We start from the raw sequence: 14,369 nt of genomic DNA on the forward strand, positions 1-14,369 counted from the left end.
CACCTGGGAGTGATCACCCGGGAGTGATCACCCGGAACCGGTCGCCCAGGACTGGTCACCCGGGACTGGGCCCTCGCACCCGGGGGCCCAGTCCCGGCCGCCGTCGTCCAGCACCCGTACCGGCAGGGGGCGCAGGTCCGCGCGCAGGGCGGCGGCCAGTTGCCGGTACTCGGCGGCGCGGGCCGCGCCGGTACGCATGGCCAGGGCGATGCGGCGGGAGGGGGCCGGCTCGGCGAAGTAGCCGGTGAGGAGCTGATGGGTGCGGGAGGTCTCGACCCTGAGGGCGGTGCGGGGCAGCAGGGTGCAGCCGAGGCCGCCGGCGACGAGCTGGACCAGGGTGGACAGTCCCGCGGCGGTGGTCGTCACCGGGGCGTTCTCGCGACCGGCCTCGCGGCAGATGTCGAGCGCCTGGTCGCGCAGGCAGTGTCCCTCGTCGAGCAGCAGCAGACGGAGCTCCTTCAGGGCCTCGCGGGGTATGCCCTGCCGGCCGCCGAGCCGGTGGCCGAGCGGGGTCACCAGAACGAAGTCCTCGTCGAACAGGGGGAGTTCGACGGTGCCTGGCATGCCGAGGGGGACGGCGAGGAGCAACAGGTCGAGGCGGCCGCCGGCGAGCCCGTCCAGCAGGCTGGCGGTCTGCTCCTCGTGGACCTGGAGGTCGAGGTCGGGGTAGCGGTCGTGGACGAGCCGCAGCACGGTGGGCAGCAGATAGGGCGCGACGGTGGGGATGACACCGAGCCGCAGTACGCCGGTGAAGGGCGCCCGGACCGCCTCGGCCTCCTCCAGCAGGGCGCCGACCTCCCCCAGCACGGCCTTGGCCCGGACGGCGAGCCGCTCACCGGCGGGCGAGAGCAGCACCTTGCGCGTCGTACGCTCCAGCAGCGTGACACCGAGTGCCTCCTCCAGCGAGGCGACGGCGCCGGAGAGGGCCGGCTGGCTCATCCCGATCGCCGCGGCGGCGTCCCGGAAGTGCAGATGGTCCGCGACGGCGGCGAAGGCGCGCAGCTGGGACAGGCTAGGCTGCCTGCGCCTTCCGAGATTACCGACGGTCACTGATAACCACCTCCGATCAACCGGACCGAGTGTAGCTATTTCTGTAATCAATGCACCGTGTGCCACCATCAGCATCGTCCAACCCATGGGAAACGCCAGCGCGACCGGTGTTTCCTCGCTGCAAGGAGAGCACGTGCTCACTGTCGGTGACAAGTTCCCCGCGTTCGAACTGACTGCCTGCGTCTCGCTGGAGAAGGGCAAGGAGTTCGAGACGATCGACCACAAGACCTACGAGGGCAAGTGGAAGGTCGTCTTCGCCTGGCCCAAGGACTTCACCTTCGTGTGCCCGACCGAGATCGCCGCCTTCGGCAAGCTGAACGACGAGTTCGCCGACCGCGACGCCCAGGTGCTCGGCTTCTCCGGCGACTCCGAGTTCGTCCACCACGCCTGGCGCAAGGACCACGACGACCTGCGTGACCTGCCGTTCCCGATGATGGCGGACTCCAAGCACGAGCTGATGCGCGACCTCGGCATCGAGGGCGAGGACGGCTTCGCCAAGCGCGCGGTCTTCATCGTCGACCAGAACAACGAGATCCAGTTCTCCATGGTGACGGCGGGCTCGGTCGGCCGTAACCCCAAGGAGGTCCTGCGGGTCCTGGACGCCCTCCAGACGGACGAGCTGTGCCCCTGCAACTGGACCAAGGGCGACGAGACCCTCGACCCGGTGGCCCTGCTGGCGGGTGAGTGACCTCATGTCCCTGGACTCCCTGAAGTCCGCCGTCCCGGACTACGCCAAGGACCTGAAGCTCAACCTGGGCTCGGTCATCGGCAACAGCGACCTGCCCGCGCAGCAGCTGTGGGGCACGGTGCTGGCCACGGCGATCGCCTCGCGCTCGCCGATCGTCCTGCGTGAGCTGGAGCCGGAGGCGAAGGCGAACCTGTCGGCGGAGGCGTACACCGCGGCGAAGGCCGCGGCGGCCGTCATGGCCATGAACAACGTCTTCTACCGCACCCGCCACCTCCTGTCCGACCAGGAGTACGGCACCCTGCGGGCCGGTCTGCGGATGAACGTCATCGGCAACCCCGGCGTCGACAAGGTCGACTTCGAGCTGTGGTCCTTCGCCGTCTCCGCCATCAACGGCTGCGGGATGTGCCTCGACTCCCACGAGCAGGTCCTGCGCAAGGCCGGCGTGGACCGCGAGGTCGTCCAGGAGGCGTTCAAGATCGCCGCAGTGGTCCAGGCCGTCGCGACGACCCTGGACGCGGAAGCGGCCCTCGCGCAGTAACGCGCACCGTACGGCAGAACCCCGTCCACCCCTGAGGGTGGACGGGGTTCTGCCGTTTCAGCTCGATCCGGGACTTCCCGAGCCAGCGCTTCCCGAGCCTGAACCTCCCGGGCCGGGACTCCCCGGGCCGGAGGGCACGGTGGCCGGCTCGGGCACAGCCGTCTCGGGCACAGCCGTCTCGGGCACCGGCATCTGCCGCCGCTCCTGCTCGCGCGCATAGGCCCGCAGGTACCCGACCGCCGTGTTCATCACCGCCACCAGCGGCACCGCCACCACCGCGCCGCCGATCCCCGCGATCAGCCCGCCCGCGGCGACCGACAGGACCACGGCCAGCGGGTGCACCCGCACGGCGCGGCCCAGGATGAACGGTTGCAGCACATGGCCCTCGATCTGCTGCACCGCCAGCACCACCACCAGGACCATCACCGCGGTGAAGACTCCCTGGGTGACCAGCGCCACGACGACCGCCAGCGCGCCCGACATCACCGCGCCCACCAGCGGGATGAAGGCGAACAGGAAGATGAAGACGGCCAGCGGCACCGCCATCGGCACATTGAGGAAGTAGATCCCAAGCCCGATGAAGATCGCGTCGATCAGCGCCACGATCACCGTGCCGCGCACGTACGCCGTCAGCGTGCGCCAGGCCTGCGGACCGGCACCGGCCACGCCCGGACGCGCCGCCGCCGGCACCAGCTTCAGCGTCCACTCCCAGATGCGCCGGCCGTCGTAGAGCAGGAACAGCGTGGAGAAGACCGTCAGCAGAATCCCGGTCAGCGCCTCCACGATCACCGTCACGCCCTGGAGGCCGGCCGAGGTGATCTGGTCGGTGTTGGCGCCGATCGCGTCCCGCAGGTTCTTCGCTATCTGGTTGATCTGCTTGTCGGTGACATGGAAGGGGCTGTCAAGCAGCCACTTGCGCAGCTGGTCGATGCCGTCCTGGATCTGGCTGGAGAGCGTGTCGATGTTCTCCATGACCTGCCAGGTCACGAACCACCCGATCAGCCCCATGATGACGAAGCCCAGGACCGCGGTGAGCGCGGTGGCCGGCCCGCGCGGCAGCCCGTACCGCCTCAGCCACGCCACCGTCGGCTGGAGCAGGGCCGTGATGAGCAGCGCGGTCACGAACGCCAGCACCACCAGCTGGATGGCGCTGATGGCGCGCATCAGCACCCACACGGTGCCCGCGAGCACCAGCACCCGCCACCCTGCCTCCGCCGCCACCCGTACGCCCCAGGGCACGGCCTGGACGGGGTCCGGGCGGGCGGGACCGGGGCCGGCGAGGCCGGCGGTCGCCTCCGGCAGGGGCTGGGCAGCCACCACGTCGGGCTCCGGCGGCCCGGCGTGGACGGTGTGGTCCTTCTCCACCTCGGCGCGGCGCTCGTCCAACCGCTCACCCATTTCGGTGAGTCCGGCGCCGAGCCGGCCGAGCCACCCTGGCACTCGCGACATGATCCGTCCTCTTCCCCCGTCTTTCCCCACCACTCCCCCCTGGAGTCGTCCGGTTCGACCGTACAGGGCAACAGCCCCTCCCCCTAAGACGGGGAGGGGCTGCGCGGAGGTTGAGTGCGGCGGAGGTCCGGCTCAGTACCAGTGGTTGGCCTGCCAGAAGTTCCACGCGTCGCAGGGGCTGCCGTAGCGGCTGTCCATGTAGTTCAGGCCCCACTTGATCTGGGTGGCCGGGTTGGTCTGCCAGTCGGCACCCACGGAGGACATCTTGGAGCCGGGCAGCGCCTGGAACAGGCCGTACGCGCCGGAGGAGGGGTTGACCGCCCGGTAGTTCCAGCTGGACTCGTGGTTCACGATGTTGCTGAAGCACTGGAACTGGCCGGCGGGCACCATCGAGCGGGCCATCGCCTGGATCTGCGCGACGGTGTACGAGCTCTGCACCGCGAAGCTGGTGGCCTCGCGGGCCGCGGAACGGCTGGCCGCCGCCTCCTTCTCGGCACGCTCCTTGGCTTCCTTGGCCGCCTGCTCGGCGCGCTCGGCCTCCGCCTTCTTGGCGATCGCCGTCTGGGCGGCGGCCTTGCGTGCGGCCTGCTCGGCCTCCTTCTTGGCGCTCGCGTCCGCGGCGATGGCCTGTGCGTCGGCCTGTTGCGTCAGGGACGCGGTCTGCACCTGGGCCTGCTGACCAACGGGTATGTCCGCGAGAAGCGTCGCGTCGGCTGCCATCGCCTCGGCGTCGTTGTTCTGCGCGGTGCTGCCCGTGGCAACGCCGACGACGCTTCCGACAGCGGTGACCGCGGTGGCAGAGGCCACTGCGAATCCCCGGACCGAGATCCGGCTCACACGGTTTCCTTCCAGCATCGCCCGCTTCGGTGACCCTGGCGGACGCAATCGTGCCCCTGGCACTGGCCTCCCAACTGCGGGGTCACGGGAGGCTCGGGCCCGGTGGGCAACTCCCTCGAGGGAAGCGCCGCGTGGTGCTCGGGCGGCATACGACGACGCTATGGAGTTGGAGCGCTGCTCAAGTGCCGCCGTACCGCTGGCGGTACGGATGTGTCGTATGCGGGGCCTGACAGGAGTGAGACTCTGCCGTAATCCAACGCCGCAAGGCAATTCCGAGTTGCGTGTGAAAGCTCACACCCCGTTCGGCCCAGCGAATTTCCCCGAACTCCCACAAACGCGGACGCCGCCCGGCTAGGCTCAGGCCCTTTGCCGGACGGCGCCAACTCCCGCACCACCCCTTCAAGGTGTGCGCATTCGATCAGATGTGCCCGTCCTCCAGCATTTCGGTCACAAGCGCCGCGATCTGGGACCTCTCGGACCGGGTCAGCGTCACGTGCGCGAAGAGCGGATGACCCTTCAGCTTCTCCACGACGGCGACGACACCGTCGTAGCGACCGACCCGCAGATTGTCCCGCTGCGCCACGTCATGGGTCAGAACCACCCGCGAGTTGGCCCCGATCCGGGACAGAACGGTCAGCAGGACGTTCCGCTCCAGCGACTGGGCCTCGTCCACGATCACGAACGCGTCGTGCAGCGACCGGCCGCGGATGTGGGTGAGCGGCAGCACCTCCAGCATCCCGCGTGCGGTGACCTCCTCGATGACCTCCCGGGACGTCACCGCCGACAGCGTGTCGAAGACCGCCTGCGCCCAGGGGTTCATCTTCTCCGCCTCGGTGCCCGGCAGATAGCCGAGCTCCTGCCCGCCGACGGCGTACAGCGGACGGAAGACCATCACCTTCTGGTGCTGACGGCGCTCCAGGACCGCCTCCAGGCCCGCGCACAGCGCCAGCGCCGACTTGCCGGTGCCGGCCCGGCCGCCCATCGACACGATCCCGACGTCCGGGTCGAGCAGCAGGTCAAGGGCGATCCGCTGCTCCGCGCTGCGCCCCTTGATGCCGAACGCCTCCCGGTCGCCGCGCACCAGGCGGACGCCGCCCTCGGGCGTGACGCGGCCCAGGGCCCTGCCCCGCTCGGACTGGATCGTCAGTCCGGTGTGCACGGGCAGTTCGGACGCCTCCGGGACGTGGAGGTGCCCCTCCTCGAAGAGGATGTCCACCTGTTCACCCGGCAGAGTGAGTTCGGACATCCCGGTCCAGCCGGAGGAGTCGGTGATGGCGAGTTCCGCGCGGTACTCCTCGGCCAGCAGGCCGACGGAGGACGCCTTGATGCGCAGCGGCAGGTCCTTCGACACGACGGTGACGTCGTAGCCCTCCGCCTGGAGATTGCGGGCGACCGCGAGGATGCGCGAGTCGTTGTCCCCCAGGCGGTAGCCGGTGGGCAGCACGCTGGGGTCCGAGTGGTTCAGCTCGACCCGGACCGTTCCGCCGAGGTCCCCGATCGGGATGGGGGCGTCGAGGCGGCCGTGCCGGACCCGGTAGTCGTCCAGCAGGCGCAGTGCCTGCCGGGCGAAGTAGCCGAGTTCGGGATGGTGCCGCTTGGCCTCCAGTTCCGTGACCACGACGATGGGGAGCACGACCTCGTGCTCGTCGAAGCGGGTCAGGGCGCTCGGGTCCGCCAGCAGGACGCTGGTGTCGAGAACGTAGGTGCGCCGGTCTGGCTTGTGGCGCTTTGTGCTGGTCACCACGGAAGGACGTACCCCCTCGGATGAGGTCGGGGAGCGACGAGATGGAGGCCGGGCTGCGCGGGCGGGAGCAAGCCGGCCGGTCGACGGCCCCCGCACACGGCGGGCCGAGAACCGGCCACCCACGTCTTCGTCCGTGCTGAGACCGCACGGTCGGGCTCGTACAAAGGGCCTCCCGGGCGGACGACCCGGGGCCGCCCGCTGAGATCCGACGCCCGTGGTTCGGGTGTCGACCTGTTTGCCTTATGCCCTCGAAGATGCGCCGCCATGCAAATAAGCGGAACGACGCACGAATGAACTCATCGTGAAGAGGTGGCACCCGGGTGGCGGAAGGGGTATGTGCTCAGCCGCCGAAGCGGCGGCCCCGGGCCGCGTAGTCGCGCAGCGCGCGCAGGAAGTCGACCTTGCGGAAGGCCGGCCAGAAGACGTCGCAGAAGTAGTACTCGGAGTGAGCCGTCTGCCAGATCATGAATCCGGACAGCCGCTGCTCCCCGCTGGTGCGGATGACCAGGTCCGGGTCGGGCTGGGCCTTGGTGTACAGGTGGCGGCCGATCATGTCGATGTCGACGGACTCGGCGAGGTCCTCCATGGAGGTGCCGTTGTCGTGGGCGTCGAGGAGCATGGAGCGCACGGCGTCGGCGATCTCCTGCCGGCCGCCGTAGCCGATGGCGACGTTGACGACTATTCCGTCGACGTGGGCGGTGCCCTCCTCGGCCTCCTTGAGGGTGGCCTGCATCGCCGGCGGTAGCAGGTCCATGGTGCCGACGTGGTGGACGCGCCAGCGGCCGTCGGTGGCCAGGGAGCGCACGACGTCCTCGATGATGCCGAGGAGCGGGACGAGCTCCTCCTGGGGCCGGTCGAAGTTGTCCGTGGACAGCAGCCAGAGGGTGACGACCTTGACGTCCGTCTCGGTGCACCAGCCGAGGAACTCCTCGATCTTGTCCGCGCCGGCCCGGTGGCCCTGGGCGGTGGTGGAACCGGCGGCCTTCGCCCAGCGCCGGTTCCCGTCCATGATGACGCCGATGTGCTTGGGCACCTGAGCGGGGTCCAGGTGGCCCTCCACCCGGCGTGCGTACAGCCTGACCAGCAGGCCACGCAGCTTGTCGCGCAGGTTCACGTGTTCGTCAGCCCCTCCGTATGGATCGGACAGGCGCGGCCGGGGGCGTTCCCTGTCCGTGCGGCGGCCTGGCCCGTATGAGCGGTCCCCGGGGGCGAAGCCTACCCCCGGCAATCCAAGCGTCCCTCAACAGGGCGCGGTGCGCGCCCTGATGCGTCAGCGCGGCTCTCGCGGGTGTGCCAGGCACGACCCCCCAGGGGTGTATCAGACGCACCCCCCGCGGCTCCCAAAGAAAACGGGCCGGTCCGTGGGGGGGAGACGGACCGGCCCGAGGGGGGGTTCCCACCATAACCCTTCGTAAGGGCTACTGTGTGCCCAGACGCGACAAAATTACTCTCCGAAGTCACCCGGCGACGTATGGAGAGCGTAGGGGAGCGTCGGAATCCGCCATTCCGCACCTGGTCACGGCCGGATCGTGACGGAATCGCCGGCACAGCGGACAGCGTCCGGCGAGAAGCGAAGAGGCTCGGCCCTTCAGGGGGCGCGCGGCGTGTTGCCCCCGCGTCCCTCCCAGGGGCGACCGGGGCGCGAACGCCCGCTTGACGCCGGCGGCACCGCCCCGCACCAGTCCTCCGGGCCGGGCGGATACCGCCATCAGGGCCACGGCGCCGCGCAGCCCCCTCCACCACGCGGCACCGACCGCGCGGCTTTGCTCACGCGAATTCCCTTGGTCTGAACTTTACGGGCGGGGGAAAGGGTGACGCGAGGGGCAGGCGGTAACGATGTGGGAACGGGCGGCCCCGACGCGCGTGTTCACCTCGCCCTGCGTGCCTCGAAGAGGTGGCGCGTGCTGTACGCCACGAACGGGCCGTACGCCTCGATCCGTTCGTGCAGCGCCCGCAGCCGGGGCTCGTACGCCTCGACGGTGAACCCGGGGACCATCCAGACCACCTTGCGCAGGAAGTGCACGACGGCGGCGATGTCGTGGAACTCGATGCGCAGGCGTTCGGCGCGCAGGTCGACGACCTCCAGACCGGCCGCCCGCGCGTCCTCGCGCTCGCGGTCGGGGTGGCGGGCGGTGCGCGTCTCCTCCGGCTGCGGCCCGAGGAAGTACTCGACGAGTTCGAAGACGCTGCCGGGCCCGACGTGCTGCGCGAAGTACGTCCCGCCGGGCTCCAGAACGCGGGCGATCTCCGCCCAGTGCGGGCGTACGGGGTGTCGGCTGACGACGAGGTCGAAGGCGCCGTCGCCGAACGGCAGCGGCGCGTCCTGCGGGGAGTCGACGACCACGACGCCACGCGGGCCGAGCAGTGCGGTGGCCCTGGCCACGTTCGGCGGCCAGTCCTCGGTGGCGGCGAGCAGCGCGGGCCTGTGCGCGGCCCGGCCGAGCGCGAAGTCGAGGACCTCCCCGCCGCCGGTCTGCACGTCGAGCACGGCGCGGGCCCCGGCCAGCCGGGCGGCCATCGAGACGGCGTACCCCCAGGAGGGCCGCGCCTCGGTGGCCCGGCCCGCGAACCACGAGAAGTCCCACCCCTCGGTGGGAACGGCGGCTCCCTCGGCGACGAGATCCTCGAAGGAGCGTGCGGAACGGCGCTGACGGTCTGCCATGCGGGTGATCGTCCCTCATGGCGGCCTCCCGCCGCCTCCGATATACGGGCACACGGGCGATCGCCTCCTCGGCCGTGGAGCGGACGAAGCTCTCGGGGCCGGCCGCGTCAGCACTCGGGGTCGGCCGCTCGTCCCCGGCCGGCCGGAGGATCACCGTGTCGGCCCCGACCGCTGGGCGGGGGGCGATCCCGCGTGCAACCGCTCACGCCACCGCGAACGCCCCCAGCAACAGGCCCGTCAGGGCCCCGGCGAGCATGAACGGCCCCAGCGCGACGGCCGACTTGCGGGCCGCCCGGCGCAGCACCACCAGGCCCAGGCCGTAGCAGGCGCCGTAGAGCAGTCCGGCGAAGGCGCCGAGGACGAGCACCGGCCAGCCGTACCAGCCGAGGGCCGCGCCGAGCGCCAGGGCGAGTTTGACGTCGCCGAAGCCCATGCCGGCCGGGTTGACGAGGAACAGCACGAAGTACGCGGCGCCGAGGGCGAGTCCGCCGAGCAGCGCGGTGGGCCAGGAGCCCGCGGCGGCGGGCAGTGCGGCGGCGACGGCGAGCAGGGCGGCGGTCGCGGCGGCCAGCGGCAGCGTCAGCACGTCCGGGAGCCGGTGCACACGGTGGTCGACGAGCGCCAGCAGCACGCCGACCGGCGCGGCGAGCAGCCAGACCGCCGCCTCGGGGCGGGGCCCGGTGGCGGCGGCGAGCGCGGCGCAGACGAGCGCGGTCATGGCGGCCACGCCCCGGGGGCTCGGCCCGTACGGTCCGCACCCGGCCGCCGCGTCCGTGCAGCGGGCCCGGCCCACCCAGCCCCCGAACGCGCCGGTGATCGGATGCCCGCCCGGGCACCGGGCGCTCCACGCCTTGCCGGCGCCGACCGAGAACCGGTGGGCGGCCCGGGGCAGCAGCAGCCCGGTCCCCGCACCCCACAACACCGCCACGACGGTCACCAGTACGCGCACGCCCGGACCCTAGCCGCGGGGTGCGCGAGGGGCATGGGCCCGTGGACCCATGCGGGACCCACCGCCCCGCCGCTACGGTCGGTCGTCAGGACACAGGACGCACAGGACGCACAGAACGCACGGGATTCAGCGGGAGGGCGGCTCGGCATGGGACGACGCTGGCGCGACGGGCGGGGCAGGCTGATCGTGCACGGCGCGGCGCCGGTGGCGGTCCCCTTGGAACTGGCGACCTCCTACCGGGCCCGCACCAAGGGCCTGCTGGGCCGTGACGCGGTCGACGGCGCGATCCTGCTCTCTCCCGCGGGCAGCGTGCACACCTTCCGCATGCGCATCCCGATCGATGTCGCCTACCTCGACCGCGACCTGCGCGTCCTCACCGTCGTCACCATGCACCCGAACCGCCTCGGCCTGCCCCGCCCGCGCTCCCGCCACGTACTGGAGGCGGAGGCCGGGGCGATGGCGGGCTGGGGGCTGCGGGCGGGGGTGCTGGTGACGGTGGAGGCCGAGCAGGAGCATCGAGCGCCCCTGCCAACCTGACCAACAGCTCCTCCCGGAACTCACGAGTGAGGCGGCGCTTCACCTCGCCGACCGGTTTCCCGGATGCCGTCACCGATCCGTGTAGCCGCCTACCAGGTACGCGCGGGCGCCCTCCCGTGGCAGCACCGCCCACGTCCGCGTGCCCCCGCCGGGCTCGCGGGCGTCGCCGAAGCCCCAGTCGCCGCCGCACACCCGGACCACGCAGGCCGACAGGCGCAGGGCCGAGCGGCGGCGGGCGTCGCAGGCGGCGGCGAGGCGGGGGTGCTGGTGGCGGGGGTGCGCGTCGTACAGGACCACGCGCAGGGCGTCGTCCCGGTAGCGGAGGCAGACGTACACCTCGGGCGAGGGGGTGAAACGGCAGGCACAGTCAGCAAGTTCGCTCGTCACCTGGACGGCGGCGTCGGTCATGTCGGCGAGGCCGTGCGCGTCGAGGATCGTGCGGATCGTGGCCCTGACGATCGCCCGGGTCTGCGGTGCGGCAGGAAGCGTGAGGCTGTAGGTGAGGGATTCGGGGTTGGGGGGCGCGGGCGGCAGGTCGGTGGGGGTGTAGGGCAGGCAGGCGGAGGTTGTGGCGACAGGCATGACAACTCCCGGGATCAGTGGCGTGATTGTTCTTCGATTCGCGCACGGTGGCCTGTCACCCCGGGCCTGACATGGCATGGGTGATGCACTTCCGCGCGGCGGCGGAGGGTCGTGGTCGACCTGTCACAGACCGTAGGACATCACGGAGTACACGTACTACCAACTAGCCGAAACCTGCCCCCATCGAGTGGACCCGCCGCCGACCCCGGAGGCAGACTGACTCCCACCAAACAATGGGGCAGGAGGGGAGCATGGCGCCCAGAAGCGCACCAACGGCGCGTCAGCGGCGTCTGGGCCTGGAGCTTCGCAAGATGCGGGTCGCGGCCGGGATGACGACCGAGTACGCCGCCGGATTGCTGCGCGTCCCACGAACAAACGTGCCCAATATGGAGTCCGGGCGCTCGGGCATCAGCCCTGAACGTGTGCGCACGTTGGCAAGCAACTACGGGTGTTCGGATCAACCCCTTGTCGAGGCCTTGGCCACCATGGCCGCCGATCGCGACAAAGGATGGTGGGATTCCTACCGCGGTCAACTGCCCGAAGCCTTCCTCGACATCGCCGAGATGGAGTGGCACGCCGTACGCGTACGCATGTCAGTGAGCGTGCACCTGCCTGGACTGCTACAGACCGAGGAACACGCCCGCGCCGTCTTCCAAGCGGTGATCCCCGCCTTGTCAACGGCGGATGTCGAGGTCCGCATCTCGCAGCGCCTGGACCGACAGCAGGTGCTCGACCGCCCGACGCCACCCGACCTTGACGTCATCCTCCACGAAGCGGCCCTGCGCATGGAGTTCGGCGGATCCGCAGTAGCCCGGCGGCAACTGGTGCACCTGCTGACCATGTCCGAGCGCGAGGCCGTCATACTGCGGGTCATTCCCTTCAAAGCGGGCGGCTTCCCCGGAGCAGGCCAGTCGGTCCTGTACGTCGAGTCGTCCGTGCCGCAACTCGACACCGTCGAACTCGACAGCACTCACGGGCCGGAGTTCATCGACTCGGAGAACCAGCTCGCCAAGTACCGGGCCATGCTCGCCGCGGCAGAGGCAGTGGCACTTGCCCCCGACGCGTCACGCGACTTCATCCGCGGCCTCACCGCCGACCTTTGAGGAGCCACCACCATGCCGGCCATCACCTGGGAAGACCCCTTCTGCGGAGAGGGCGCCAACTGCTTCCGCATAGGAACCGACCCCGACGGCAACGCCTACATCGCCGTCGCCGGGCAGGAAGACCACCCCCTGACCGATAGCCGCGACGCCCTCCGCGCCCTCATCCTGGAGATCAAGGCGGGGAGGGCCGATCACCTGCTGTAGGGATCAGCACCTCGGAGCCGCGATCGTCAACGATTCAGGTCCATGACCCCGACCCCGAGCCCGCCGTAGGCCTCCGGCGCGACGGTGGCCACCAGCGCGCCGTCGGGGAGCATCGGGTTCGGCCGCGCCACATGCACCGCTGCCGCGACACCGAAGGCGACACCGTCGCGGAGCAGCTCGGCGACGGTCAGGGCCAGCCCGTAGTCGTCCTCGATGACGCTGAGTACGTCCATCAGCACACCCACGTGGGCAACAACGCCCTGGCGCTCACGCTCAGCCTCCAGGAGGCAGAGGACGGGCACCCACAGGCGCACGTCACCACTGGACGCCGCGGCGTGGATGAGACCGGAAACCTGCTTGTTGCCGCCCATCGCCAGCAGCGTGGGGCTGTCGAATACGTAGTGTTCGATCACCTGGCTCAACCGGACGACTCCGTCCCGGCGAGAGCAGCCCGGTGAGCGGCGGCGGCTTCACGCATCTTGCGCCGCATTTCGGCGGATTCCTCATCCGTCACGTAATGCCCGAACCGCTCGGCGAGCAGGGCGCGGGTACGCTCGGCCCGGTCCTTGATCTGCTCCGGAGTCAGCATTTGAGCAGCTATTTCCTGCATGAGGCGACGCAGACTGGTCCCCCGCGCCTCAGCCACGGCAGCCAGCTGGTCACGGACTTCGGCGGGCACGCGAATCATGACATCGGACATGCCGCGAGTATACGTCGCGTATACGTCACCTACGGCGCCGCCAGCAGTCACGCAGCCGCGCATCGCTACTGCTTTTGATGTTCTCCGCCTCACGGCCGGATCTTCAAGATCAGTCCCAACGTGCTGGCAGATCCTCCGCGGGCTGGTCGTGGCTCGAGAGTCAGGCCTTGCGGCCGCGGAGACGGAGCTGGACGGCCGACGAGGCGGACCACATTTTGCAGTCGGCCAAGAGCCTCTTCGTTCATGCCACGGTGTACTCGGTGTCGCCGAAGTCGGCGACGACCCGGAGCCTGCCGCCGAGCGCTTCCACGTAGGACCGGAGGGTCGCAACCTCGGTACGGTCGACCTCACCGTGCTCGATCGAGGAAACGCGCGGCGCCGAGACCCCCATTACCGCAGCAACATCACGCTGCGTGAGCGCCTGGTCGCGCCGCACCTCGGCCAGCTGATACGCCCGCACCTCGGCGGCCAGCTGGTCCATGGCCGCCTGCTTCTCCTCGGCCGTACGCACGGGCAGGCCCGCCGCGATACGACGCTCCCGCGCCTTGCGCCTGGTCTCCTCCCAGCTGACGCTGCTCATTCGTACTCCCTGGAGTCGAGTTCGGCGAGATGCCTTTGATAGCGCTTTTCGGCCAGCGGGATATTGGCGTCGTACCAGCCCTGCCAGTCGCCGGCCTTGTCACCAGCCACGAGAAGCACCGCGCGGCGAATCGGGTCGAAGGCAAAGAGGATGCGGATCTCCCCACTCTCGGACGACCCGGGCCGCAGCTCCTTCATATGGTGCTGTTCGGCACCCTTGATCCGATCGACCAAAGGCCGCCCGAGTGTCGGCCCGGTCGCAGCCAGCACGTCGATCGCATCCTCCACCTGTTCCGCACTGTCCCAGTCCTCGTCGACCAGCGCGTCGTACCACGTGGCGACCTCGGCTACCAGAATCACTTCCCATTGAGCCACGACTGCGAAGTTAACGCAAGCATTAACTTCGGGGAGCGGGATCAGGACAGCTCACGCCTTCGGGTGAACCTGTGCGGCATCCAGCGAGTTTTGAGGCCCGGAATCAGTGCAAAATCTCGCGCTCGCATCATAGAGCACAGCTCTGACCAGCGGGTTTCTGAGCCGGCCCAGCCCGTTTCCAGGTGCCCGTGTCTCAGCTCCGCGGCTCTTTCTCAGAACCGTCATCGGCAGCCGTCCGTTCCGCCCACTCACGCACGGTCATCGCATGCTCTATGCGGCTGACGATGTCCTTCTTGGACTCCGCGTCCAAGGTCTCCGGGATCTTGTCGTGCGGAGCTTCGGTCGCTGCGTCCGGGGCCGCGGAAGCCGCTC

The 14,369-nt window shown here is 70.2% G+C and carries 17 protein-coding genes; 5 read left to right on the forward strand and 12 right to left on the reverse strand.

The genetic code is table 11. From position 1 onward, the window contains the following. Positions 1-27: 27 nt before the first annotated feature. Positions 28-1,050 (reverse strand): hydrogen peroxide-inducible genes activator, encoded by a 1,023-nt coding sequence (locus ACTYVM_RS18690; RefSeq protein WP_445526979.1) that lies wholly within the window; start codon positions 1,048-1,050, stop codon positions 28-30. 133 nt (positions 1,051-1,183) lie between these two features. Between ACTYVM_RS18690 and ACTYVM_RS18695 the strand changes: the two genes are divergently transcribed. After that, positions 1,184-1,738: a peroxiredoxin gene (locus ACTYVM_RS18695; protein ID WP_141366301.1), complete on the forward strand. Its 555-nt coding sequence runs from the start codon at positions 1,184-1,186 to the stop codon at positions 1,736-1,738. A gap of 4 nt (positions 1,739-1,742) precedes the next feature. Beyond that, complete coding sequence (locus tag ACTYVM_RS18700; RefSeq protein ID WP_400028866.1) at positions 1,743-2,276, forward strand: alkyl hydroperoxide reductase; 534 nt, start codon at positions 1,743-1,745, stop codon at positions 2,274-2,276. Positions 2,277-2,333: 57 nt separating this feature from the next. On the opposite strand, the gene ACTYVM_RS18705 is transcribed toward ACTYVM_RS18700, so the two are convergent. The 6 genes from ACTYVM_RS18705 to ACTYVM_RS18730 all read right to left on the reverse strand — a co-directional run bounded on the left by ACTYVM_RS18705 (position 2,334) and on the right by ACTYVM_RS18730 (position 9,917). Beyond that, positions 2,334-3,725, reverse strand: a complete 1,392-nt coding sequence (locus ACTYVM_RS18705) for an AI-2E family transporter (RefSeq protein ID WP_445526980.1) — start codon at positions 3,723-3,725, stop codon at positions 2,334-2,336. 132 nt (positions 3,726-3,857) lie between these two features. Then, positions 3,858-4,580 carry an aggregation-promoting factor C-terminal-like domain-containing protein gene (locus ACTYVM_RS18710; protein WP_445526981.1) on the reverse strand — a complete coding sequence of 241 codons (723 nt, stop codon included), beginning with the start codon at positions 4,578-4,580 and terminating at the stop codon, positions 3,858-3,860. A gap of 400 nt (positions 4,581-4,980) precedes the next feature. After that, complete coding sequence (phoH2, locus tag ACTYVM_RS18715; protein ID WP_400028863.1) at positions 4,981-6,306, reverse strand: RNA 5'-3' helicase PhoH2; 1,326 nt, start codon at positions 6,304-6,306, stop codon at positions 4,981-4,983. Between the two features lie 340 nt (positions 6,307-6,646). Then, the gene (locus tag ACTYVM_RS18720; protein ID WP_445526982.1) at positions 6,647-7,420 is read right to left on the reverse strand and encodes an isoprenyl transferase; all 774 of its coding nucleotides are present in this window, start codon (positions 7,418-7,420) and stop codon (positions 6,647-6,649) included. Between the two features lie 753 nt (positions 7,421-8,173). After that, a complete protein-coding gene (locus ACTYVM_RS18725; protein ID WP_445526983.1) occupies positions 8,174-8,968 on the reverse strand; it encodes a methyltransferase domain-containing protein in 795 nt (264 codons plus the stop codon). Positions 8,969-9,170: 202 nt separating this feature from the next. Further along, positions 9,171-9,917: a prepilin peptidase gene (locus tag ACTYVM_RS18730; RefSeq protein WP_445526984.1), complete on the reverse strand. Its 747-nt coding sequence runs from the start codon at positions 9,915-9,917 to the stop codon at positions 9,171-9,173. Between the two features lie 147 nt (positions 9,918-10,064). Between ACTYVM_RS18730 and ACTYVM_RS18735 the strand changes: the two genes are divergently transcribed. Then, on the forward strand, positions 10,065-10,454 hold the full coding sequence (locus tag ACTYVM_RS18735; protein ID WP_445526985.1) for a DUF192 domain-containing protein: 390 nt from the start codon (positions 10,065-10,067) through the stop codon (positions 10,452-10,454). 69 nt (positions 10,455-10,523) lie between these two features. Here the strand turns inward: ACTYVM_RS18735 and ACTYVM_RS18740 are convergent, their stop codons facing one another. Next, positions 10,524-11,036: an ATP-binding protein gene (locus ACTYVM_RS18740; RefSeq protein WP_445526986.1), complete on the reverse strand. Its 513-nt coding sequence runs from the start codon at positions 11,034-11,036 to the stop codon at positions 10,524-10,526. A gap of 251 nt (positions 11,037-11,287) precedes the next feature. Between ACTYVM_RS18740 and ACTYVM_RS18745 the strand changes: the two genes are divergently transcribed. Beyond that, positions 11,288-12,139, forward strand: coding sequence for a helix-turn-helix domain-containing protein (locus ACTYVM_RS18745; protein WP_445526987.1), 852 nt, complete (start codon positions 11,288-11,290; stop codon positions 12,137-12,139). Positions 12,140-12,151: 12 nt separating this feature from the next. After that, positions 12,152-12,343, forward strand: coding sequence for a hypothetical protein (locus ACTYVM_RS18750; RefSeq protein ID WP_445526988.1), 192 nt, complete (start codon positions 12,152-12,154; stop codon positions 12,341-12,343). Between the two features lie 26 nt (positions 12,344-12,369). Here the strand turns inward: ACTYVM_RS18750 and ACTYVM_RS18755 are convergent, their stop codons facing one another. From ACTYVM_RS18755 to ACTYVM_RS18770, 4 genes are all read right to left on the reverse strand, one after another. Further along, positions 12,370-12,756, reverse strand: coding sequence for a PIN domain-containing protein (locus ACTYVM_RS18755; protein WP_445527016.1), 387 nt, complete (start codon positions 12,754-12,756; stop codon positions 12,370-12,372). A 5-nt stretch (positions 12,757-12,761) separates the two neighbouring features. Further along, positions 12,762-13,043: an Arc family DNA-binding protein gene (locus tag ACTYVM_RS18760; RefSeq protein ID WP_445526989.1), complete on the reverse strand. Its 282-nt coding sequence runs from the start codon at positions 13,041-13,043 to the stop codon at positions 12,762-12,764. 241 nt (positions 13,044-13,284) lie between these two features. After that, positions 13,285-13,623 carry an XRE family transcriptional regulator gene (locus tag ACTYVM_RS18765; RefSeq protein ID WP_445526990.1) on the reverse strand — a complete coding sequence of 113 codons (339 nt, stop codon included), beginning with the start codon at positions 13,621-13,623 and terminating at the stop codon, positions 13,285-13,287. Then, positions 13,620-13,997 (reverse strand): type II toxin-antitoxin system RelE/ParE family toxin, encoded by a 378-nt coding sequence (locus tag ACTYVM_RS18770; RefSeq protein ID WP_445526991.1) that lies wholly within the window; start codon positions 13,995-13,997, stop codon positions 13,620-13,622. Before ACTYVM_RS18770 ends, ACTYVM_RS18765 begins: the two co-directional genes overlap by 4 nt. Positions 13,998-14,369: the final 372 nt, after the last annotated feature.

Source organism: Streptomyces cyslabdanicus (genome assembly GCF_052663305.1).

What these genes read in the sequence shown, in the direction of transcription:
- ACTYVM_RS18700 (WP_400028866.1), top strand. Translation starts at nt 1,743, where the DNA reads ATGTCCCTGGACTCCCTGAAGTCCGCCGTCCCGGACTACGCCAAGGAC.
- ACTYVM_RS18705 (WP_445526980.1), bottom strand. Translation starts at nt 3,725, where the DNA reads ATGTCGCGAGTGCCAGGGTGGCTCGGCCGGCTCGGCGCCGGACTCACC.
- ACTYVM_RS18710 (WP_445526981.1), bottom strand. Translation starts at nt 4,580, where the DNA reads ATGCTGGAAGGAAACCGTGTGAGCCGGATCTCGGTCCGGGGATTCGCA.
- ACTYVM_RS18725 (WP_445526983.1), bottom strand. Translation starts at nt 8,968, where the DNA reads ATGGCAGACCGTCAGCGCCGTTCCGCACGCTCCTTCGAGGATCTCGTC.
- ACTYVM_RS18735 (WP_445526985.1), top strand. Translation starts at nt 10,065, where the DNA reads ATGGGACGACGCTGGCGCGACGGGCGGGGCAGGCTGATCGTGCACGGC.
- ACTYVM_RS18740 (WP_445526986.1), bottom strand. Translation starts at nt 11,036, where the DNA reads ATGCCTGTCGCCACAACCTCCGCCTGCCTGCCCTACACCCCCACCGAC.
- ACTYVM_RS18745 (WP_445526987.1), top strand. Translation starts at nt 11,288, where the DNA reads ATGGCGCCCAGAAGCGCACCAACGGCGCGTCAGCGGCGTCTGGGCCTG.
- ACTYVM_RS18750 (WP_445526988.1), top strand. Translation starts at nt 12,152, where the DNA reads ATGCCGGCCATCACCTGGGAAGACCCCTTCTGCGGAGAGGGCGCCAAC.
- ACTYVM_RS18760 (WP_445526989.1), bottom strand. Translation starts at nt 13,043, where the DNA reads ATGTCCGATGTCATGATTCGCGTGCCCGCCGAAGTCCGTGACCAGCTG.
- ACTYVM_RS18765 (WP_445526990.1), bottom strand. Translation starts at nt 13,623, where the DNA reads ATGAGCAGCGTCAGCTGGGAGGAGACCAGGCGCAAGGCGCGGGAGCGT.